The organism is Kitasatospora sp. NPDC018619 (assembly GCF_044391605.1).
GTDB lineage: Bacteria > Actinomycetota > Actinomycetes > Streptomycetales > Streptomycetaceae > Kitasatospora.
This window is the reverse complement of the sequence record NZ_JBISAI010000004.1, coordinates 390,336-411,340: the sequence shown is the minus strand read 5'-3', so window position 1 is coordinate 411,340 and position 21,005 is coordinate 390,336. Positions and strand designations below refer to the sequence as shown.

Annotated in this window: 12 protein-coding genes and 2 pseudogenes; 3 read left to right on the top strand and 11 right to left on the bottom strand. The window is 76.0% G+C overall.

Annotated elements, in window-relative coordinates; translation table 11 throughout:
- Positions 1 to 121 precede the first annotated feature (121 nt).
- From ACH5AR_RS09055 to ACH5AR_RS09010, 10 genes and pseudogenes are all read right to left on the bottom strand, one after another.
- Entirely contained in the window at positions 122 to 2,527 is a 2,406-nt protein-coding gene (locus ACH5AR_RS09055) for a glycoside hydrolase family 65 protein (protein WP_396300688.1), read from the bottom strand.
- On the bottom strand, positions 2,524 to 3,273 hold the full coding sequence (locus tag ACH5AR_RS09050) for an HAD family hydrolase (RefSeq protein ID WP_396300687.1): 750 nt from the start codon (positions 3,271 to 3,273) through the stop codon (positions 2,524 to 2,526). Before ACH5AR_RS09050 ends, ACH5AR_RS09055 begins: the two co-directional genes overlap by 4 nt.
- 123 nt (positions 3,274 to 3,396) lie before the next feature.
- Positions 3,397 to 4,197 (bottom strand): VOC family protein, encoded by an 801-nt coding sequence (locus ACH5AR_RS09045; protein ID WP_396300686.1) that lies wholly within the window; start codon positions 4,195 to 4,197, stop codon positions 3,397 to 3,399.
- A gap of 199 nt (positions 4,198 to 4,396) precedes the next feature.
- Positions 4,397 to 4,927: an SRPBCC domain-containing protein gene (locus tag ACH5AR_RS09040; RefSeq protein ID WP_396300685.1), complete on the bottom strand. Its 531-nt coding sequence runs from the start codon at positions 4,925 to 4,927 to the stop codon at positions 4,397 to 4,399.
- A gap of 113 nt (positions 4,928 to 5,040) precedes the next feature.
- On the bottom strand, positions 5,041 to 6,747 hold the full coding sequence (locus ACH5AR_RS09035; RefSeq protein ID WP_396300684.1) for an LCP family protein: 1,707 nt from the start codon (positions 6,745 to 6,747) through the stop codon (positions 5,041 to 5,043).
- A gap of 391 nt (positions 6,748 to 7,138) precedes the next feature.
- Entirely contained in the window at positions 7,139 to 7,336 is a 198-nt protein-coding gene (locus ACH5AR_RS09030) for a hypothetical protein (protein WP_396300739.1), read from the bottom strand.
- A 72-nt stretch (positions 7,337 to 7,408) separates the two neighbouring features.
- Positions 7,409 to 7,594: pseudogene (locus ACH5AR_RS09025) on the bottom strand (S8 family serine peptidase); the annotation flags it as partial.
- A gap of 71 nt (positions 7,595 to 7,665) precedes the next feature.
- A pseudogene (locus tag ACH5AR_RS09020) lies at positions 7,666 to 8,256 on the bottom strand (S8 family peptidase); the annotation flags it as partial.
- 86 nt (positions 8,257 to 8,342) lie between these two features.
- Positions 8,343 to 11,714 (bottom strand): right-handed parallel beta-helix repeat-containing protein, encoded by a 3,372-nt coding sequence (locus ACH5AR_RS09015; protein ID WP_396300683.1) that lies wholly within the window; start codon positions 11,712 to 11,714, stop codon positions 8,343 to 8,345.
- A 47-nt stretch (positions 11,715 to 11,761) separates the two neighbouring features.
- Positions 11,762 to 13,207 (bottom strand): hypothetical protein, encoded by a 1,446-nt coding sequence (locus ACH5AR_RS09010; RefSeq protein ID WP_396300682.1) that lies wholly within the window; start codon positions 13,205 to 13,207, stop codon positions 11,762 to 11,764.
- Positions 13,208 to 13,320: 113 nt separating this feature from the next.
- On the opposite strand from ACH5AR_RS09010, the gene ACH5AR_RS09005 reads away from it, so the two are divergent.
- From ACH5AR_RS09005 to ACH5AR_RS08995, 3 genes are all read left to right on the top strand, one after another.
- Positions 13,321 to 13,671 carry a hypothetical protein gene (locus ACH5AR_RS09005; protein ID WP_396300681.1) on the top strand — a complete coding sequence of 117 codons (351 nt, stop codon included), beginning with the start codon at positions 13,321 to 13,323 and terminating at the stop codon, positions 13,669 to 13,671.
- A 61-nt stretch (positions 13,672 to 13,732) separates the two neighbouring features.
- On the top strand, positions 13,733 to 16,666 hold the full coding sequence (locus tag ACH5AR_RS09000) for a hypothetical protein (RefSeq protein WP_396300680.1): 2,934 nt from the start codon (positions 13,733 to 13,735) through the stop codon (positions 16,664 to 16,666).
- Between the two features lie 465 nt (positions 16,667 to 17,131).
- On the top strand, positions 17,132 to 18,064 hold the full coding sequence (locus ACH5AR_RS08995; RefSeq protein ID WP_396300679.1) for a ribosome-inactivating family protein: 933 nt from the start codon (positions 17,132 to 17,134) through the stop codon (positions 18,062 to 18,064).
- A gap of 66 nt (positions 18,065 to 18,130) precedes the next feature.
- Here ACH5AR_RS08995 and ACH5AR_RS08990 read toward each other — a convergent pair whose 3' ends face one another.
- Positions 18,131 to 20,878, bottom strand: coding sequence for a helix-turn-helix transcriptional regulator (locus ACH5AR_RS08990; RefSeq protein ID WP_396300678.1), 2,748 nt, complete (start codon positions 20,876 to 20,878; stop codon positions 18,131 to 18,133).
- Between the last annotated feature and the right edge of the window lie 127 nt (positions 20,879 to 21,005).

The window sequence follows — 21,005 nt, the reverse complement described above, 5'->3', positions numbered from 1 at the left end:
AACCCTCCGACGGGGAGGCGGCGGGCGCAGCCGGGGCGGGCCGAAGGGGTGACGGGCGCACGGCGGCGGGCCGGGCGGCAGCGGGACGGACGGGCGGACGCAGGAGGCGGGCGGACGCGGTCTACTCGGCCGGCAGGTGGTCCTGCTGGCCGAGCTTGCCCGCCGCGAGCCCGGCCTGCGGCTGGCGGCGGGCCGGCTCGCGGCCCGGGGGCTGGGAGACCCGTTCCTGGGCGGGCGGGACGGTGGTCGGCAGCGAGACCGGGGCCCCGGCCTTGACCTGCACCGCCTCCCCGTCGTGCCACAGGTGGAGGACCTCGCCGCGGCGCAGCGAGTACGTCGTCTGCTCGTGGCTGATCTCGACGCCCAGCAGGTGCCCGCGCACCAGCAGCGAGAAGCGCAGCCGCATCAGCCCGGACGGCAGCCGGGGCCGGAACGAGAGCGTCTCGCTGTGGTCGCGCAGCCCGCCGAAGCCGGCCACCAGGGCGATGCAGGCCCCGGCGAGCGAGGCCATGTGCAGGCCGTCGCGGGTGTTGCCGCCGAGGTCGTGGAGGTCCATCAGGGCGGCTTCGGCGGTGTAGTCGTAGGCGAGGTCGAGCTGGCCGACCTCGGCGGCGATGACGGCCTGGGTGCAGGCGGAGAGCGAGGAGTCCCGGACGGTCAGCCGCTCGTAGTAGGCGAAGTTGCGGGCCTTCTGCTCGTCGGTGAAGGCGTCGCCGCGGACCTGCATGGCGAGCACCAGGTCGGCCTGCTTGACCACCTGCTTGCGGTACAGGTCGAAGTACGGGTAGTGCAGCAGCAGCGGGTAGTTCTCCGGCGGGGTGTGCTCGAAGTCCCAGACCTGGTGGTGGGTGAAGTCGTCGGCCTGCGGGTGGACGCCGAGGTCCTCGTCGTACGGGACGTACATCGCGGCGGCCGCGTCGCGCCAGGCGGCCGTCTCCTCGGTGTCCACGCCGAGCCGCGCGGCCTCGCGCGGGTGGCGCACCGCGGCCTCGGCGGCGGCGCGCAGGTTGGTCTGCGCCATCAGGTTGGTGAAGACGTTGTTGTCCGCGACGGCGCTGTACTCGTCGGGGCCGGTGACGCCCTCGATACGGAACTTCCCGGCCACGTCGTGGTGGCCGAGCGAACGCCACATCCGGGCCGTCTCGACGAGCAGTTCGAGCCCGTACTCGCGCTCGAACTCGGCGTCCCCGGTGGCCCGGACGTAACGGGCGACGGCGGCGGCGATGTCGGCGCCGATGTGGAAGGCCGCGGTGCCGGCCGGCCAGTACCCGGAGCACTCCTCGCCGCGGATCGTCCGCCACGGGAACACCGCGCCGGACAGGCCGAGTTGGGCCGCCCGCTCACGGGCCAGCGGGAGCGTGGTGTGCCGCCAGCGCAGGGCCTGGTTGACGGCGCTGGGCAGGCAGTAGGTGAGCACCGGCAGCACGAAGGTCTCGGTGTCCCAGAAGCTGTGCCCGTCGTATCCGGGCCCGGTCAGCCCCTTGGCGGGGATGGCCCGCTCCTCGCTGCGGGCGCCGGCCTGGAGGACGTGGAAGACCGCGAACCGCACGGCCTGCTGGAGTTCGACGTCGCCCTCGATCTCGATGTCGCTGGTATCCCAGAACTCCCGCAGGAAGGCGGCCTGTTCGGCGACCAGACCGTCCCAGCCGGTGTACCGGGCGGCCGTCAGCGCGGCCTCCACCTGGTCCCGGACGGCGGGCAGCGAGCGGGTGCCGGACCAGCCGTAGGCCATGAACTTGGTCAGTCGCAGCCGCTGCCCGGCCTTGAGCACCGTGGTGACGCTGATCCGGCAGTGGTCGGCCTCGGACTCGGCGACGGTGTCGGACTTCTCCGGGCCCTCGATGACGTGGTCCATCCCGGCCGCGACCCGGATGCCGCTGTAGCGGGTGCGGTGCACCAGCACGGCCTTGCTGCCGCTGGCGTGGTGCGCCTCGGGGAGCAGCGGCGCCTCCATCACGGCGGCGGTCCGCGGGTCGCCCTCGGGGCCGCCGGGCAGCTGCTCGTTGGCGACCAGCTCGGACTGGAGGACGATCCGCACCGGGCCGTCCACCGCCTCGACGCTGTACTCGACGGCGGCGACGGCGCGCTGGGTGAGCGAGACCAGCCGGGAGGAGCGCACCCGGATCGTCCGCCCGGCCGGGGAGGTCCACTCGGCCTCGCGGTGCAGTATGCCCTCTCGGAAGTCCAACCAGCGCTTGTGGCCCAGGAGTTCGCCGTAGCGCAGGTCGAAGGGCTCGTCGTCCACCAGCAGCCGGATGATCTTTCCGTTGGTGACGTTGATGACGCTCTGGCTGGACTCCGGGTAGCCGTAGCCGCCCTCGCCGTACGGCAGCGGGCGCAGCTCGAAGACGCCGTTGAGGTAGGTGCCGGGCAGGCCGTGCGGCTCGCCCTCGTCCAGGTTGGCGCGCAGGCCGATGTGGCCGTTGGAGAGCGCGAAGACGGACTCGGCGCGGGCCATCGAGGCCAGGTCCAGGCCCTGTTCGGTGATCTGCCAGGGGTCGACCGTGAAGTTGTCCGCCGGGCTCATGCGCCCTCCTCCCCCAGCAGTTCGGCGAGGTCCCGGACGACCACGGTGGCGCCGTCCCGGCGCAGTTCGGCGGCCTGGCCGGTGCGGTCCACCCCGACCACCGCGCCGAAGCCGCCGGCCCGGCCGGAGGCCACCCCGGCCAGCGCGTCCTCGAAGACCGCGGCGTGGGCCGGGTCGACGCCCAGGGCGCGGGCGGCGTACAGGTAGGTGTCGGGGGCGGGCTTGCCGGGCAGGCCCTGCGCCCTGGCGACGTTGCCGTCCACGATCACGTCGAACAGCTCCTCGATGCCGGCCGCCCGCAGCACGTCGCGGCAGTTGGCACTGGAGGAGACCACCGCGCTGGGCAGCCCCGCCGCGCGCAGCCGGTGCACGTAGTCCACCGAGCCCTGGTACGGCTGGACGCCCTGCTCCCGGATCAGCCGCAGCACGGTGTCGTTCTTGGCCCGGCTGATCCCCTGGACCGTCCGGGAGTTGGGCGGGTCGTCCGGGGTGCCCTCGGGCAGCTCGATGCCCCGGCTGAGCAGGAAGGCGCGGGTGCCGTCCAGGCGCGGGCGGCCGTCCACGTAGGTGTCGTAGTCGGTGACGGCGTCGAAGGGGACGAACTGCCCGCCGGTGCGGGCCGATTCGGCGCGCAGGAAGGCGTCGAAGGTGTCCTTCCAGGCCGCGGCGTGCACCTTCGCGGTCTGGGTGAGCACTCCGTCGAGGTCGAAGAGGAAAGCGCGGATGTCGTCCGGTAGCCCCAGCATGGGTGCAGTCTTACCCGGGAAACGCCGGGAAGCCCCCCATTCCCGGCGGCGCGTCGCGGGAAGGGCGGCTTCCGGCGGCCCGGGCGGGCCGGGGCGGGCCCGCCCCGCCCGGCCGCGGCGGGGTCACAGCGGGTCGGGCACCTGCGCCTCGGGCGCCTCGATGACCGCGAAGACCGCGCCCTGCGGGTCCTGGACCACCGCCATCCGGCCGGACTGCATGTCGAAGGCCGGCTGGACCACCGAGCCCCCGGCCTTGACCAGGGCGTCCACCGTGGAGTCGGTGCCGTCCACCGAGAAGTAGGTCATCCAGTGCGAGGGCGTTCCGGGCGCCAGGTAGTCGGGGATCGCCTGCATGCCGCCCACCGTGCGCTCGCCGACGTTGAGCGAGAAGCAGCCGTCCATGCCCTGGATGGTGGCCGGGCGCAGCCCGAGGGCCGGCTGGTAGAAGCGGCCGGCCGCGGCGGTGTCGGCGGTGTTGAGCTCGTTCCAGACCAGCGCGCCGGGCTCGTTGACCACGCCCGCGCCGATGAAGTCCATCGCCTGCCAGACCCCGAACACCGCGCCGGTCGGGTCGGCGGCGACCAGCATCCGGCCGATCGTGCCGACGTCCATCGGGTCGCACAGGACGGTGCCGCCGGCCCGCGCGATGGACTCCCGGGCCGCGTCGGCGTCGTCCGCGGCGAGGTAGGTGGTCCAGGCGACGGGCGGCTCCGGCTGGCCCTCGGGCGCCGACCTCGCCATGATCCCGGCCACCGGGCGGTCGTTGAGCGTGCACACGGCGTAGCCGCCGAACTCGGCCGGGCCGACCTCGCCCTGCCAGCCGAACAGGTCGCGGTAGAAGTCGAGCGCGGCCTGCTGGTCGCTCGCCATCAGGTCGACCCAGCACGGGGTGCCGGGCTTGTACGGATCGGTGACTACGGGCATTGCTGGGCCTCCCGGAGGTGGTGGTGGCCGGCTGTGGTGGGCGGGGCGGTCGGGCCGCCGCCGCGGCCGGGCCGGGTGGGGTGCGGCCGGCCGGGGCGACGGCGGGTACACCGCCACCATCGGCCCGCCGCCGCGATCCCGCCACCGGACGGCGCCCTGCGGGCGACCGGCGGGCGGGCCGGCCCGGCCGCCGGGGTGTTCACGGGGCGTCGTGGCGGTGCGCGGTGACGAAGTAGGGCTGCTCCTTGCCGCTCTGCGCGTAGTCCTTGAGGCGGACCAGCAGCTCGGCCCAGGTGCCGGCCACCGCCGGGACGCCCTCCTCGCTGCCCGGCTGCCAGCCGCCGTGCCGGAACAGCAGCCGGGTGTGCTCGGCCTCGGCGGGACGGTCGGCGGGGGCAGGGGCGGCAGGGCGGTCGGCGGGGGCAGGGGCGGCGGGGCGGTCGGCGGGGGCAGGGGCGGCGGGCCGGTCGGCCAGGTCCCAGCTGATCCAGGTGCCCGCCCAGTGCGGCGGGAAGGACCCGGCGTTGGTCCACACCACCCGGTCCCGGTCGGCCCGTTCCACCCGCAGCCGCAACGGCTCGGGGACGCCGGGCAGCTCGAACAGCAGGACGTCGTCGTCCCGGTCCACGCCGGTGGTCCACCAGGCGGTCAGCCCGCCGTGGGTGGTGAGCGCGGCGAGCACGACGTCCCGGGGCGCGGCGATGTCCAGCTGGAGGGCGATCTCGGGCACGGGGACCGCCTTTCGGAGACAGGCCCTACCGCCCCACCATGGCACGACCCCCGGGCCCGCGCGCCCCGGAGGACGCCGGCCCGGGGGTCGTCCCCGTGCTCCGGCGGGTGCGGTCAGCCGCCGGAGCCGTAGCTGGTGTTCGCGCAGATGTCGTCGTCCGCGGACCGGGCCTCGTTGGTGATGGTGGTCGGCAGCGGCTGCGGGGGCGCCGGGACGCCCGGGGTCGCGGTCGGTGCCCCGCCGGCGGCCATCCCCATCGCGGCGGCGAAGTCCTGGCCGGTGATCACCGAGATGCCCCGGGCTCCGCTGGGCTCCAGGCTGGCGCCCGGGAACAGCGCGGCGACCTTCTCGGCGTTCGCCTTCTGCCCGGATCCGTACTCGATCGTGGTGGTCTTGTACCTGGTGCTCGACGCCTGACCGGCCGTGCTGGCGGCGAACTTGGCGCCCTTCAGCTGCTCCGTCGCCTTGCCGGCCAGGCCGTTGACGGTCGTTCCGTTGTAGACCGCCACCCGGACCGCGGAGTTGCCGGCGTCCCCGGCCGACGTGGCGGGAGCGGCCGGGGTGGTGGGCTGCGCGGGCGCCTGCGGGGCCGGGCTGGTGCCCTCGGCCGGGGCGTCCGGCTGCTGGCCGGTGGCGTTCTGGCCGTCGATGGTCTGGTCGGCCTTGAGGGTCGCCCAGAGCTTGGCCGCGTCCGCCTGGACGATGTCGAGGTCCTGGTCCTGGGTGCGGTAACGCCAGGGCACCGTCACGAACTTGAGGTCGTGCATGTCGATGTTCTTCAGCGACAGGCCGAAGGAGAGCAGCTTGTCGGCGGAGTCCAGGCCCGGGTCGACGACCAGGGACTTGGTGGCGGCGTCCGCCAGCGGCAGGAGGGTGGTGGGGTTCATCCCCTCCTTCTTGATCTTGCTGGCCAGCGAGCCGAGGAAGGCCTGCTGGCGCTTCATCCGGCCGATGTCCGAGCCGTCGCCGATGCCGTGCCGCAGCCGGACGTAGTCGAGCGCCTTCTGGCCCTGGACGGTCTGCTTGCCCTGCGGCAGGACGACCGCGCCCTTCTTGGGCAGGTTGGGGTTGATGTCGCCCTCGTAGATCGGCTTCGGCAGGCAGATGTCCACGCCGTTGACGGCCGAGGTCATCGAGGCGAAGCCGTTGAAGTCGACCACGAGGGTGTGGTCGACGCGGATGCCGGTGAGCTTCTCCACCGCGTTCTGGGTGCAGGCCGGGTTGCCGTCGTCGCTGCCGCCCATCGAGAAGGCGGCGTTGAACAGGTCGGTGTTGCCGCCCTTGGTCCACTTCCCGTTGGGCAGCTTGCAGGACGGCATCTCGATCTTGGCGTTGCGCGGTATCGAGATCCCCACGGCGTGCTTGTGGTCGGCGTAGACGTGCAGCAGGATCGTGGTGTCCGAGCGGGCACCGCCGTCCTCGCCGCCGCCGAGGTCGGCGTTGTTCTTGCCGCGGCTGTCCGAGCCGATCAGCAGCACGTTGACGGGCCGGTTGCCGTCCGCGTCGGCCTGGGCCTCCGGGGGGCGGTTACGGGCTATCGCGTCGCCGTCGAAGGACTTGATGTTGGCGTTCAGCTTGAGGTAGATCGCGCCGCCGATGCCGGCGACGACCACCAGCACGCCGGCCGTCGACCAGGCGACGATCTTCTTCACGTTCTTCTTGGGCTTGGCGCTCTTGCGCGCCGCGGCCCGCCCGCCCGCCGCCGGGGCGGCGTCCGCCTTCCCGCCACCGCCCTTGCCCTGGGCGGCACGGCGCGCCTCCGCCCGGCCGCCGGCCCTCGGGGAGGGCACGGAGCCCGCGGCGTCCTCCGTCGTGGGCACGTCCTCACCCCGAGCCGGGCTCTCGCCCCTCCGACCTGACATGCGCGTACCTTTCACCGACGGAAGCGACGCCCCTGACGATCCGGCGCACCGCACACAGAGAGACGGTCCGGACCGTTCCCAGGTTGCACATACGACCGTCACCACTAACCGACGATCGTGGCTTCCGATCATATTTAGGCCCGACGCGATCACCGACCCTCGGGCCTCGGCCAACCCCGCCGCCCGGCGGGGAACACCCCCGCAGAACAGCGGAAAACACCCGATTCCGACGTGACCCATGCCACGTCGGCGTCCCCGCGCCGACGCCGGTTTCCGGCCACGGCGGAGCCCGGCGGGAGGCGCCGCGCGGCCCGGGCGCACACCGCCCGCGCCACGCACCCGAGTTCGCTCAGCCACGGCCACGACGGCGGCCCGCCCGGACCGCCGAGGCCGCGAGGGCGACCACCGTGACCAGCCCGGCGCTCGCACCCGTCACCGCCGACGCCCGGGTCAGGGCGGTCCGGTCGGGGGGCGGCGCGACGGACACCGGCTCGGTGGTGGCGCCGGGCGCGCCGGTGGCCGGCGGCTGGGCCGTCACGGCGGCCACCACGTCCAGTGTCCCCCAGCCCACTGCGGGGTCCGGAAGCGTCGAACCCGGGCGGTACGCCGTCGACTTGAGCCGTTCGGCGACCTGCGCCGGGGTCCACCCCGGCTCCCGGGAGACCAGCGGGGCGGCCGCCCCGGCGACCAGCGCGGCGGCCCCGCTGGGCCCCGAGGAGGTTGAAGTAGCCGCCCCCGGGTCCGGCGGCCTGGAGCCCCTCGCCGGGGGCCGCCAGGTCGACCCGCACGCCCGGAGCGCCGGCACCGGAGGAGCCCGCACCCGCGGCCCCCGTGGGACGGCCCGCCGCCCGGCCCGACCGGGGCCGCCACGAGCACTCCCGGGAGCCCGGCCGGGAAGACCCCTCCCCTGCCCTGCTGCCCGTCCGGCCCGGCCGGGGCGACCAGCAGCAGGCCCTTCGCCGCGGCGTACTCGACGGCGTCGGCGAGCGCCTGGTTCGACGCCGGCACCGGATCCCCGACCACGGCGACCCGGGCGCCGCCGTCGGCCGCCGCCCGGATGCCCTGGGCGAGCAGGTCGGGCATGGTCGTCCCGGCGTCGTCGGTGACGGCGACGGCCGGCACCGTCGCCTCCGGCGCGAGGCCGGCCGGTCCGCTGTCGGGGGTGCGGCGGCCGGCGACCAGCCCGGCGAGGAAGGTGCCGTGGCCCACGCAGTCCCGCCCGGCGTCGCCCTGCCCGTGCAGCCGGGGGCCGAGCCGCAGCCGCCCGGCCGGCACCCCGGAGCCGGTGCCCGCCGAGGCGTCCACGCCGGAGCCGAGCACGGCGACCGTCACCCCGGCACCCCGGGAGAGCGGCCGGACCGCCCCGGGCCGCAGGTGGACCTGGGCCCACGGGGGCCGGTCCACGGCGGTGCGGGCGGACGGCTCGCGACAGCCGTTCTCCCGGACGTCGGGGAGCGTCTGGGCCATCGCCGGGAGGTCGCCGGCCGCGGGCGTGGCGGCCGCCACCGCCCCCGCCAGGGCGGGCCCGGCCCGCCGGCCCGTGCCCGCGGGCGTCATACCGAGCTGCCCAGCCGGTCCACCGCGATGTCCTGCGGCAGCAGCAGGCTCAGCTCGGAGAGGTCGGCGAAGTCGAGCCGGCTGAGCCGGCCGGCCTGACGGGTGATCATGCCCTCCAGGGTCTGCCGGGCGAAGCGCCCGTTGCCGAAGGTGCGGTCGCGCGGGACGGCCCCGAACAGCCCCGCCAGCGCCTCCAGGGTCTCCGGCGCGCAGGTGTAGCCGGCCTGCTCGGCGAGCCGGCCCACGATGGTGACCAGCTCGTCGTCGGTGTAGTGGCCGAACTCCACCTGCCGGGAGAAGCGGGAGGCCAGGCCGGGGTTGGAGGCCAGGAAGTGCCGCATCTCGTCCTCGTACCCGGCGACGATCACCACCACCTCGTCCCGGTGGTCCTCCATCAGCTTCATCAGGGTGTCGACGGCCTCCTGGCCGAAGTCGCTGCCGCCGCCGTGGCGCGGGGTGAGCGTGTACGCCTCGTCGATGAAGAGCACCCCGCCGCGGGCCCGGTCGAAGGCCTCCTTGGTGAGCTGGGCGGTGTGGCCGACGTAGCGGCCGACCAGGTCGGCGCGGGCCGTCTCGACCAGCTGCCCGCCCGGCAGCACGCCCAGCTCGGCGAGGAGCTGTCCGTAGAGCCGGGCGACGGTGGTCTTGCCGGTGCCGGGCGGCCCCGCGAAGACCAGGTGGCGGCTGATGGTGGCGGTGGGCAGCCCGGCCTCCTCCCGCCGGCGCACCTGGCGGATCAGGTTGACCAGGTCCTCGACCTGCTCCTTGGCGGCCGGCAGGCCGACCATCGCGCGCAGTTCGGCGAGCAGCTCGGTGCCGTCCTTGCGGGCGGCCCTCGGGGCCTCGCCGGGAGCGACGTCCCCGGGGACCAGCAGGGCCAGGTCGCGGTCGGAGATGTCGGCCCGGGTGGAGAGCCTGGTCGCCTGCCGGTCGACCATCTCCTCGAACACCTTGCGGGCCGCCCGGCCGTTGCCGAAGTCCTCGCCCTTGGGCATCCGCGCGAACAGGGCGGACAGCGCCTCCCGGGTGCCGTCGACCAGCTCGTAGCCGTGGCCGGCCGCGGCCCGCTCAACGATGGTGACCAGCTCCTCCTCCGAGTAGTTGGCGAACTCCACGGTGCGGCTGAACCGCGAGGCCAGGCCCGGGTTGGAGGCCAGGAAGTCGGTCATCTCGGCGGAGTAGCCGGCCACGATCACCACGACGTCGTCGCGGTGGTCCTCCATCAGCTTGACCAGGGTGTCGATCGCCTCCCGGCCGAAGTCCGGCCCGCTGCCGCCGGAGCCCGCCGAGAGCGTGTACGCCTCGTCGAGGAAGAGCACCCCGCCGAGCGCCGACCGGAACACCTCGGTGGTCTTGAGCGCGGTGCCGCCGATGACGGAGGCGACCAGGTCGGCGCGGGCCACCTCGGTCAGGTGGCCGCTGCGCAGCACCCCGAGGTCGGCCAGGATGCTGCCGTACAGCCGGGCCACGGTGGTCTTGCCGGTGCCGGGCGGGCCCGCGAAGACCAGGTGGCGGCTCATCGGCAGCGCGGGCATCCCGGCCAGCTCCCGGCGCCGGGCCAGCTTGTTGAGGTTCACCAGGGTGGCGACCTGCTCCTTGACCCCGGCCAGGCCGACCAGCGACGCCAGCACCTCCAGCGGGCCGGGCCGGGCGGCCGGTGGGGACGCGCTCCCGGGAGCGGGCTCCCCGGCCGGTCCGCCGCCCGGGGAGCCCGCGACGGCACCGGGCCGCTCGGCGGCCGCCGGGGCGGGCGCGGAGCCCGCGGTGGCGGTGCCGTGCGCGTCCGGCAGCTCGTTGTCCTCGCTGACCAGCTCCTCCACCGACAGCCGCTCGCTCGGCACGCTCTGGCGCAGGCCGGAGCCGCGGTTGCGGGAGAGCGTGCAGCCGGTGAGCCGGACGGCCTCGACGGAGTCGGTGCGCACCCCGTCCCCGGTGTTCTCGCTCGCGGTGAGCTGGGCCAGGACGGCCCGGGCGCCGGCCCCGACCCGCACGCCGTGGCGGCGGTTGCCGGTCACCCGCCCCCGGGTGCAGGTCAGTTCGGCGCCGTCCTCGGCCGTGACGCCGTCCTCCGCGGAGCCGGACACCTCGCAGTCGCGCAGTGTGGCCGTGCCGACCCGGCCGACCAGCACCCCGGAGCCGCCGGAGCCGCGCACCGCGGTGGCGCCCAGCCGGACGTCGGCGCCCTCCGCGATCCGCACGCCCGCCCGGCCCGCGTCCAGGACCTCGCAGTTCTCCAACTGCCCGCGCCCGTCGCGCAGCGCGGCCACGCCGTCGCCCTGCGCCCGGTGGACGGCGACCCGGCGCAGCCGGGGGTTGGCACCGTCGGTGATCAGCACGCCGGTGCCGGCGACGTCCCGCACCTCCATCCGGTCGACGTCGGCCGCGCTGGCGCCGGTCAGCTCGATCCCGTCGGTGCAGTCGCGGACGACGGTGCGGGCCAGCGTCGGGCCGGAGGAGTCGCCCACCCAGATGCCGGTGGTCTCGCCCCCGTCGATCTCGCAGTCCTCGAAGGTGCCGCGCGAGCGGGCCGTGACGTGGACGCCGTGGCCTGCCGTCCGGGAGGCCCGGCAGCGGACCAGCAGGGGGTCGGTGCCCCCGGCGAGCACGATGCCGTGGCCGGAGGTGCCGGAGACGGTGCAGTCCTCCAGGGCGACCCTGGCGGTGGAGCTGATGTAGACGCCGATGGTGGTGTCGCGCACGGTGGTGCGCACCAGCCGCGTGGTGCTGTTCTCCTCCAGGGCGATGCCGGGCTTGTCGGTGACGGAGACCTCGCAGCCCTCGAAGGTCCCCCGGGCCTCGCCGTTGGCGCAGATGCCGTTGCCGCGCGCGTCGCGCAGCACGCAGTTGCGCAGCAGCGGGTCGGCGCGCGCGCCGACCACCACGGCGGAGCTGCCGAGGTGCTCGACGACGCAGTCCTCGATGACGCTGCTGCCGGTGGAGGTCTCGACGATGCCGGCGCCGGCCGGGTTGGTGACGCGGCTGCCGCGCATCGCCAGGGTGCCGTCCCCGCGGGTGAGCAGGGCGGTCCAGGAGCTGCCGACCACCTCGCAGTCCTGGACGGCGGCCTGGCCGCGCGCCACGTCGATGGCGGGCAGCTCCTCGTCCTGCCCCTGGAGGATCAGGCCGGTCAGCTGCACCGCCTCGGCGGTGACCTGGACCACGCTGCCGCGCCGGGCGGTGATCCGGACGGTGCCCCGGGCCTCCGCGGCGGTGATGGTGACCAGCTTGTTGATCACCAGGTTCTCCTCGTAGCGCCCGGGGCGCACCGAGATCACCGCCCCGCTGCGGGCGGCCCCGAGCGCGTCGCCGATGGTGCGGTAGCGGCCGTCCCGCTGGTCCGGGCATACCGTCAGCACGTGGCGCGACATGGCGTGGCCTCCCCTCTCCTTGACTCGTCGATGACCCCGGCTGCCCGTCAGCCCGTGCAGTCGGCGCGCACGGCGGCGGCGGCATGGTGGGCCTTGTCCGCGCTGCCGCCCCAGTCGACGCCCCGGGAGTGCAGCGTCACGGCGATCCGCCCGCCGCTGACCGGGAAGCTGCCGGCGTTGACCCAGGCGCCGCGGTTCGCGGTCTGGTCGACGTTGAACGAACCGGCACCGCCCGAGGCGTTGTCCACGGTGTAGAAGGACGGCTTGCCGCCGACGGCCTTGAGGTCACCGTTGTTCGGGACGTAGACGGAGATCCGGCAGGTGCCGCTGGTGACCGGCGAGGTGGTGAAGGTCCACACCGCCGAGTTGTCCTTGTCGTCCTTGTTGGCGTCGCCGGACATCGGCATCGAGACGTACGAGCCGTTGCAGCCCGAACCGGCGTACCCGCCTGCCGAGTTGGACAGCCAGCCGGCCGAGCCGCTGGTCCACCAGCCGTTCTTGGCGAAGCTGACGGCGGAGCCGCCGCAGCCGTTGCCGCCGACCGCGCCGAAGGTGGGCGGGGCGGGCTTGGCGGGCGGCGGCTGGGGGGCGGGCTGTTGCGGAGCGGGCTGCTGGGGGGCCGGCTGCTGGGGCGCGGGGGCGCCCGGGGCCGTCCCGGTGCCGCCACCGCCGCCCGTACCGGTGCCGCCGCCACCGCTACCGCCGCCGGCCGCCGGGGCGCCGGGCGCGGGGCGGGTGAGCGGACCGCCGGCGGCGGCGACCGGGGCCGCGCCGGTGCCCGGGGCGGTGCCGGTGGTCGTACCGGGGACGCCGCCGGGAAGCGCCGGCGCCCCGGGGACGACCGCGTCCGTCAGGGCGACCGGGTCCCCGGGAGCCGGCTGGCCCTGCGTCGGCTCGGCCGCCGGGACCCCGGGGACGACCGGGTCCAGCGGCGCCGGGGGCAGGGTGGGATCGCCGAGTTCGGGGCCCGCGACGGGCGGCTGGTCCGCCCTGCTCCGGCCGGCGTCCGTCGAGCCGCCGTGGGCGGAGCCACCGCCGTCGGTGATCAGGAACGGCAGGCCCATCAGCACCACCCCGGCCGTGACGGCGGCGATCACGACCGGCCGCTTCAGCCGGGCGGAGCGCCCCACCGCAGGGCCGACGGGCTCGGGCTCGGCCATCGGCTCCGGCGCGGGCTCCGACTCGGGCACCGGCTCCGGCTCCGGCTCGGGCCCGGGCACCGGCTCCGGCCCGGGCATCGGCTCGGGCACCGGCTCCGGCTCGGGTCCGGGCACCGGCTCCGGCTCGGGTCCGGGCACCGGCTCCGGCCCGGGCACCGAGGCGGGCACGGCGGCGACCTGCCCGTACTGCGGCACGGCCGGCGGTACGGGCGCGGCGGCCCAGGCCGGTGCGGCCCCCTCGGCATCCTCCTCCATCTCCCAGACCACCGCGGGCAGCTGGAAGCCCGCCACCAGCCCGTTCTGGGACCGGTTACCAGCCGTGCTCGTGCCCACCTCAGCTCCTCGGCTCCACGTGCCGCCCCTGTCGGCGGGAGCGCCCGAGCGACAGGTCTGCGGACGTCCCCACTCCGTACCCACGGCCGGACCGGGCCCACAGGTTCAGCGCCTTGACGATCTCCTCCACCGGCGACGGCGTGAACTGGTCCTTCGCTCCCGGCTGCTGGGGCGGCGGGACCGGCGCCCCGGCCCGCCGAGCAGCTCCGCACCAGGGCCGCCGCGCCGTCGACGACAGACGGCGGCCCGGCGTCGGCCGCGCCTACTCCGACCAGTTGCTGCGCCGGCTCCAGGACGTCAACACCCCGGTCGCCCTGCTGTCCTGGCCGCCGAGCGAGGGCACCCTGTTCGGCAGCGTCAAGCCGCGCCGGCTGCCGCCCGGGCGCGCCCGGTACGTCACCCGGCGCCGGACCGTCCAGGTCCAGACCGGTCTGCTGCCGGAGCCGGCGGAGCCCCCGGCCTGACCGGGGCGCCCCGCGGTGGGCGGCTGAACCCGCGACCGGGCCGGGCCCGTTTACCTCGGCGATGAGTCCTTCCCGCAGCGGCCGCTCCGCCGACGACCCCGCTCCGCGTCGCCGGTTCGGCCGGTGGCGCGGAGCTGCGGCCGCCCTGTCCCCCGGCCGGGGCGGCGCCGACGCGAGCGCCCCGGTGCCCGCCGGCGGGCCGCCGGGCGGCGCCCCGGCCGCCCCACGGTCCGAACTGCGGCCGGTCGGACCGCACTTCGTGATCGCTCCGGCCACCGCCGGGCAGGACGAGCTCTCCGCCACCGTCGGCGCCCTGCGGCCGGTGCCGGACAGCCTCATCGTGGTCGCCGCCGCCCCCGACTCGGCCCCCGTGCTGCGCGACCGGATGGCCGACCTCGGCGTGATCGCCCGCGCCCGCGGCGCCACCAGCCTGGTCCTCGCCGCCTCCGGCCTCGCCGCGCTCGCGCCCAACGGACGCCGGCCGGCCGAGGTCGTCGCCGACCGGGCGGGCCTGCCCGTGCTCGCGCCGGACGGCCTGGTGGAGATCACCCACGACGGCAACCTCAAGGTCACCTCCCCCGACGGCGCCCCCGACGGCGCCTCGTGGTGGCACTGCGCGCCCGGCGCCGCGCCGCGCCGGGTGCGCGAGACCATCGGCGCCACCGCCCCGGTCGAACCGGCCCGCACCGCCCGCCCGGACGGCCTCCCCTCCGCCCGCCCGGGCGCCGGGGCCGTCGTCCAGCCCGCGCCGGCCGCCCCCGCCACCGTCGGCGGGCGCCCCCCGGCCGTCCACGTGCGGCCGCTGCCGAACGGCTACTGGCTCACCCACCCGGCCGCCCAGCCCACCGCACCGTTCACCGGCCTCGCCCTGGCCGACGCGCCGCCCGGCACCGTCGTCCTGGTCGTCGGCACGCCCGCGCTGCCCGTCCTGCCGCCCGAGGAGTTCGCGGACGCCGTGGCCGCCCTGCCCCTCGGGCCGGACCGGCCGCTGGTCAGCGCCCCCTGGGCCGCGCCCGCCGAACTCGCCACGCTCACCGGCGCGCTGTCCGCCCGGCTGGCCCGGCCGGTGAACGCCGCGATCGGCCTGCCGGTCATCGGTCCCGGCGGCCCCACCTCGTACGTGCTCGACTCCCACGGGCGCGCCTGCTGGGAGCCCTACCTGCTGCGCCTCGCCGCCGCGCCGGGCCGGGGCACCGTCCCCTCCGGCTGGCGCAACGGCGGGGCGGCCTGGCACACCGCGGGGCCCGCGGTCTTCGACGCGTTCCCGTACTGGGCCCTGGAGGCCGTCCCGGCCGGGCTCTGGCTGCGGCCGGAGCCCCCGCACGTCCTCACCCCGCGCTTCCGCGGGCCCGAGTCGGCCCGCCCGCTGCTGATCGTCGGCGAGCGGGACCGCCCCGTGGACGCCGAGGTCTTCGAGGAGCTCGGCCGACTGCTCGACCAGTTGCCGGAGGCCGGGGGCGAGGGCTTCGGGCTGCTGGTCCACGGGCTGCTGCAACCGGACGCCGAACGGGTCGCCCGCTTCGTCGCCCGGCTGCACGGCCTGGACTGGCTCGGCCCCGAACAGCCCACCGGGGCCGTACCGGACGTGGCTCCGGTGGCGTACGGGATCGGCCCGGCGGCGCACCCGACGACGGCGGCGCAGGGGGCGCCCGTCGCCATCACCGCCCCGCAGCCCGTCGCCGTCGCCGCGGCCGCCCCGGCGGCTCTGGCGCTCGCCGCACCGGCCGGCCCCGCGCCCCTCCCCGACCCGGCCCCCGGGCCACTGCCCGCGACCGTCGCACCGCCCGTCCGCACCTCGACCAGCGGCGGACCGGACGAACCCGCCGCGGGCGCCCGCCGACCGGTCGGCCCGGCCGGCGACGGCGCGGTGGCCGGCGCTCCGGCCGCCGCTGCCGCGCCTGTCCCTGCTCCGTCCCCCGCGCCCTCCCCTGTTCCCTCCCTCGCACCTGCTCCCGCCCGCACCGACCCCGAGGGCGGCCACCGGCCCGCACCGGCCCCCGCCCCGGACGCCGTGCCGGACGAGGAGCCGCACCCGCATCCGCACCCGGACGGCGGCTTCGCCTCGGACGGCGAGGAGCCCGAAGCCGAGGCCCCGGAGACCGGCCCCGACCCGGACGGCGCTGACCCGGACGGCGACGATCCGGACAGCCCCGACCCGGACGGCGTCCAAGCGCCCCCCGCCCGCCCGCAGTACCGCCTGCTCGCACCGGAGGGCTCCCCCTCCCCCGCCCCCTCCCCCGTCAGCAGCCCGGCCGACCGCGACGCCGTCCGGGCACTGCTCGGCGAGCACTACCACCGCTGCTCCGCCCGGGTCGACCAGGCCGCCGCCCGGCTCCCGGGGCTGCGCTCCACCGCCAAGGACGACATCGAGCCCGACCTCGCCACCGTCCTCCTCCACCACGGCGACACCGGGATCCCGGCCCCCCGCGCCGAGTTGGTCGCGGCCGCCCGCTCCGGCGCGCCGGAGCTCGCCCCCTTCCTGCGCTGCCTCGGCTCCGGTCTGCGCCACCTGCCCAGCCACCACGGCGCGGTCCTGCTCTGCGCCCCGCCCGGCCCCGACCCGGCGGCCCTGCTCGCCCACTACCGCGTCGGCCGACGGCTGACCGAGCCCGCCCCGGTCACCGGCCTGACCTCCCCTGCCGCCGAACTCGCCGCGGCCACTGTCGAGTTCTACGTCTGGTCGGTCACCGGACGGCGCACCGCCGCCTTCGGCTCCGGCACCGAGGAGCCACGGGTGACCTTCGCCCCGGGCACCGCCTTCACCGTCCTCGCCGCCACCCCGGCCGACCCGACCGGCCGCCCGGCCCGCGTCCTGCTGCGCGAGTCCGGACCCGCCGACACCGACTCCGCCGACCGCGACCGCAGCGCCCTGACCCGCCTCGACCGCTGGCTGGACCGCCGCGACCAGCTGCCCGCCGCCGAACGCCGCCCCGTCGAGGACCCGACCCCCTTCCACCACACCCCCGGCGTCGAACTCCTCCTCGCCCCCTCCTGACCCCCACCACCGACCGACCGGCCGCCCACCCGGCCCCGCCTTGGCCGGACGGCCCGCAGCTGCCGTCGACTTGACCGTCGGCGTCCTCGACTGTGCGGATCCTGCACGGCTGCACAGGCGCGGCAGCGAGGCCCGGCGCGGCGAAGCACGCCAGCGGGGCCGGGTCCTGGTCCTGCGGGTCGGCCCCCGGCCGCCGGATTGGCCGAGCACCAAATTCCCCTGCGAAAGAGCGAATTGACGCCACCTCAGACGAAACTCGGCCGCGATCTGCGCCGCGCGCCCGGCAGCCCGTACGGCGATCCGTCCGGGGCCGTCGCAGGCCGCCGACGGGGTTGATCGACCCGATCCCGCCGGATCCCTCCGTGGCACGATGCTGCCCGTCAAGATCACCGGGGCGCCGTCCAGTGCCGCTCCCGGGCCGATCGGTCGTCAGGACCACCGGCCCGTAGGACAAGAGAGAAGACCATGAAGAGGCACAGCACCGTCCGCGCACGGCTCCGTTCGGTCCTCCTGGCAGGCGTTGGCCTGAGCCTGGCGCTCACCGGCGTCCTCGGCGGTGCCGGGACCGCCCAGGCCTTCACCGGGTGGCACCGCATGTCCCATGTGTGGTTCGACCTGTCGGAGTACGGCCCGTCCGGGGACCAACGGATCGCCTACTCCAACTTCCTGGCCAGCCTGCGGGCGGCGGTGGCCGCCCCCAGCCTGGACCGCACCCAGGGCGAGAACGTCGGCCTGGTCATGGTCTCGCTGACCGCGCCCGACGACCGGGGCCGGCGCCGCCACCTCGACCTGTGGGTCAACCCCTCCAACCTCTACGTGTGGGGTTTCACCAACGAGAACGGCGTCACCTACCAGTTCAACGACATCGACAACGCGCTCAGGGACCGGCTCGCGGAGACCAACACCCCGGCGCCGCAGATCAACCCCGCCATCCAGACCCTGCCCTTCGGTTCGAACTACAACTCGCTGACCCAGGCAGCCGGCCGGGACCGGAACGCCATGCCCATCAGCTTCACCGACCTGCGGTACTCCATCGTGCAGCTCGCGGGCGAGAACAACCCGTGGGGCGACAGCCAGGCGACCGCCCGGTCCCTGAGCCTGATGATCCAGGCCGTGGCGGAGGCCGCCCGGTTCAACGATGTCGAGGGCACCTTCCGTGCGGTGATGAACGGGTGGGACGTCCGGACCCTGCCGATCGAGCAGCAGTGGCTGGAGAACAACTGGGACGCGCTGTCCCGCCTCGATGTGACGCTCCACGGGGACGAGCCCGCGGCCAACCCGCTCTGGATCCCGGAGGTCGGGCTGATCACCAACCGGACCACCCTGCGCCGGTACGTGCGGATGACCATGAGCGTCCCGCACGCCGACAACGGGGACTGGAGCCACGACGAACTCTGACGGCCCCGAGCCTCGACCGCGCGGCCGCCCTCCCCGGTCTCCCCGGTCTCCTCGGCCCGGTCGCACTCACTCCGTGCCCAGCTCCTGGCTCAGCTGGCCGCGGGACGTGATCCCGAGCTTCGGGAAGATCCGGTACAGGTGCGTGCCGATCGTCCGGGGCGACAGGTGCAGCTGCCGGCCTATCTCCTTGTTGGAGAGCCCTTGCGCCGCCAGCCGGGCGATCTGGACCTCCTGGGGGGTGAGGAGGTCCCGGTCGGGGCGGCCCTGGCTCCTGCTGCCCTCGCCGGCCGAGCGGAGCTCCTGGGCCGCCCGCTCGCGCCACGGCTCCACGCCCATGGCCGCGAAGGACTCCCGCGCGATCCGCAGCGGGGCCCTGGCCTCCATCACCCGGCGGCGCCGCCGCAGCCAGGTGCCGTAGGCGAGCATCAGCCGGGCACGGACGAAGGGCGTACGGGACATGTCCAGGTCGAACGCCGACCGGAAGTGCTCCTCGGCGTGCTCGTCGTCGGCGAGCAGCGCCCGGGCGAAGCCCAGGCTCACCCGGATCGTCTGGACCTCGCTCGCCGCGGCGGACGCGAGGAGCTCCTCCAGGGCGGCCTTCGCCATGGCCCGCTGGTCCTCGCCGGTGGCGGCCTCGGCCAACTCGGTGATGGCCATGGTCTGCAGGAACGGGTGGTAGGAGGGGTCGGCGGGGTCGAAGACCCGCCAGACGCAGGAGAACGCCTCGGCGAAGCGGCCCGCGGCGAGGCCGATGAGGCCGCGGGTGATCTGGATGTACGCGAGTTTGGAGGGATCGACCACGGTCAGCCCCTGGCCCTCCGCCTCGCCGATCGCGACCAGCGCGGTGTCCAGGTCCCCGCGCAGCGCGGCGAACTGTGCCGTCGCCACCCGCGCACCGGTCAGCCAGCGCGGTTGTGCGGTCTCCTCGGCCAGCCGGGCGGCCTCGGCCGCCGCCGGGAGTCCGGCCTCCCAGTCGACGGTGTGCACGCTGGCGAGGGCGAGGAGCACCAGGGTCTTCGTCAACGGGCCGTGGCGCCCCTGCCGGCGCAGTCCGTTCGCCGCGTGGCGGGCGAATCCGGTGACGTGGTCGAACGCGTTCACCATGATGGCCGCGTTGGCCAGCGTGGCGGCGGTCCCGACGTCGTACCCGCCCTCGCGTTCGAGGCGCCGCAGCCGGTCCATCACCCTCGCCGACGCCTCCAGCGGGGCGGCCCCCGCCAGCGTGCAGACCAGGTCCGGGTGGAGTTCGGGGACGGGTAGCCGCTCGGCGGCCGTCACGACCCGCTCCCGCAGTTCCCGCCCCGGGTCCCCCCACCAGCACCGCCACGCGGCCACCCGCAGCAGCCGCAGCGCGAGTCCGGGATCGCCGGCCGCGGCGGCCTGCTCGGCCGCGGCGACCAGCAGGTGGATCCGGTCCGTGCTCGTGTCGGACTCCGACTCCAGCCATTCCCGCAGCAGGACCACGCGGGCCCGCTCCGGTACGTCCAGGCCCAGCGATTCGGCCTGCTGGAGCAGCTCCGCCACCCGGTCCGCCTGCCCGAGTTCGAAGCGCAGCTCCGCGGCGCCCAGGAGGCGGGCCACCCTGCCCGACGGCACCTCGCTCAACGCGGTGGCGCGTTCCAGCGCGGTCAGCGCGGCCGCGGCGGCGCCGCGCTCCCTCGCGTCGGCCGCGGCCCGGTCCAGCTGCCGTGCCACCGCTTCGTCGGGCCGGCCGCCGGCCGCGGCCCGGTGCCACGCCTGCCGGTCGGGCTGGGCCTGGAGGGTGCGGGCCAGCGCGTCGTGAGCGGCGAGACGGTCCGCGAGCGGGGCCGCGCCGAGGACGGCGAAGCGCACCAGCGGGTGGGTGAAGTCGATCCGGAACCCGTCGACGCGCACCAGACCCGCGGCCACCGCGGGCTCCAGGGAGCGTACGGAGACCTCGGCGCCCGTCAGCGCCGAAGCCGCGGCGAGCACCTCGGTCAGCGCGCCGTGGTCGGCGGTGGCCGCGACCAGCAGCGCGTGCCGGGTGTCGGGTGGCAGGTCGCCCGGCGGCGCGGAGAAGGCGCGCTCCAGGCGGGTGGTGAGCGCGAGCTCCGGCAGCACCCCGGAGCCCACGGGTGCCCCGTCCGCCCCCAGGGTGAGCGGGAGCTCGGTCAGTGCGAGGGGGTTGCCGGCCGACAGCTCCGCCACCCGGCGGCGCGTCCCCGGGGCGAGAGCGGGGTGGCGGGCGTCCAGCAGGGCGTCGGCCGCGACCGGTGCCAGGGGCGCGAGGCGCAGTTCGCGGAGGCCGGCGAGGCCCTGCCACACCGGACGGTCCTCCCGGACGGCGACGAGCAGGGCGACGGGTTCGGCGCCGACCCGGCGGGCGACGAACGCGAGGACGTCCAGGGTCGGCGTGTCCAGCCACTGGGCGTCGTCCACGACCAGCAGCACAGGAGCGTCGGCGGATGCCTCGCCGAGCAGGCCGAGGACGGCCAGCGAGAGCACGAAGGGCGGCGGCCCGGAGGCGTCGGGGGACGGCTGCGCCAGGCCGAAGGCCCCCAGCAGCGCCTGCGCCTGGGGTGCGGGCAGCCGCGCGACGCGGTCCGACACGGTGTGGACGAGCTGGTGCAGCCCCGCGAACGGCAGCTCGCTCTCGGCCCGGACCCCCGAGGCCCTGAGGACGGTGAATCCGCGGGCGCGGGCCCGGGCGGCGGCGTGGTCCAGGAGGGCGGTCCTGCCGGTCCCGGGAGCCCCGTGGACCAGCAGCGCGTCGCCGCGCTCCGGCAGGGCGTCGACCAGTGCGTCGACGACCGTCAGTTCCTCGTCCCGGCCGAACAGTGTGGTGCCTGACATCCGATGTTCCTCTGCGCCTGCGCCAGTGCTCTGACCTGGACCGTTGCAGTGTAGATGCACGCATTGCACAGTCGGGGTGCGCTGAGAGTCATGTGCCCGGCGCCACACCACCCGCAGTCGCTTCCCA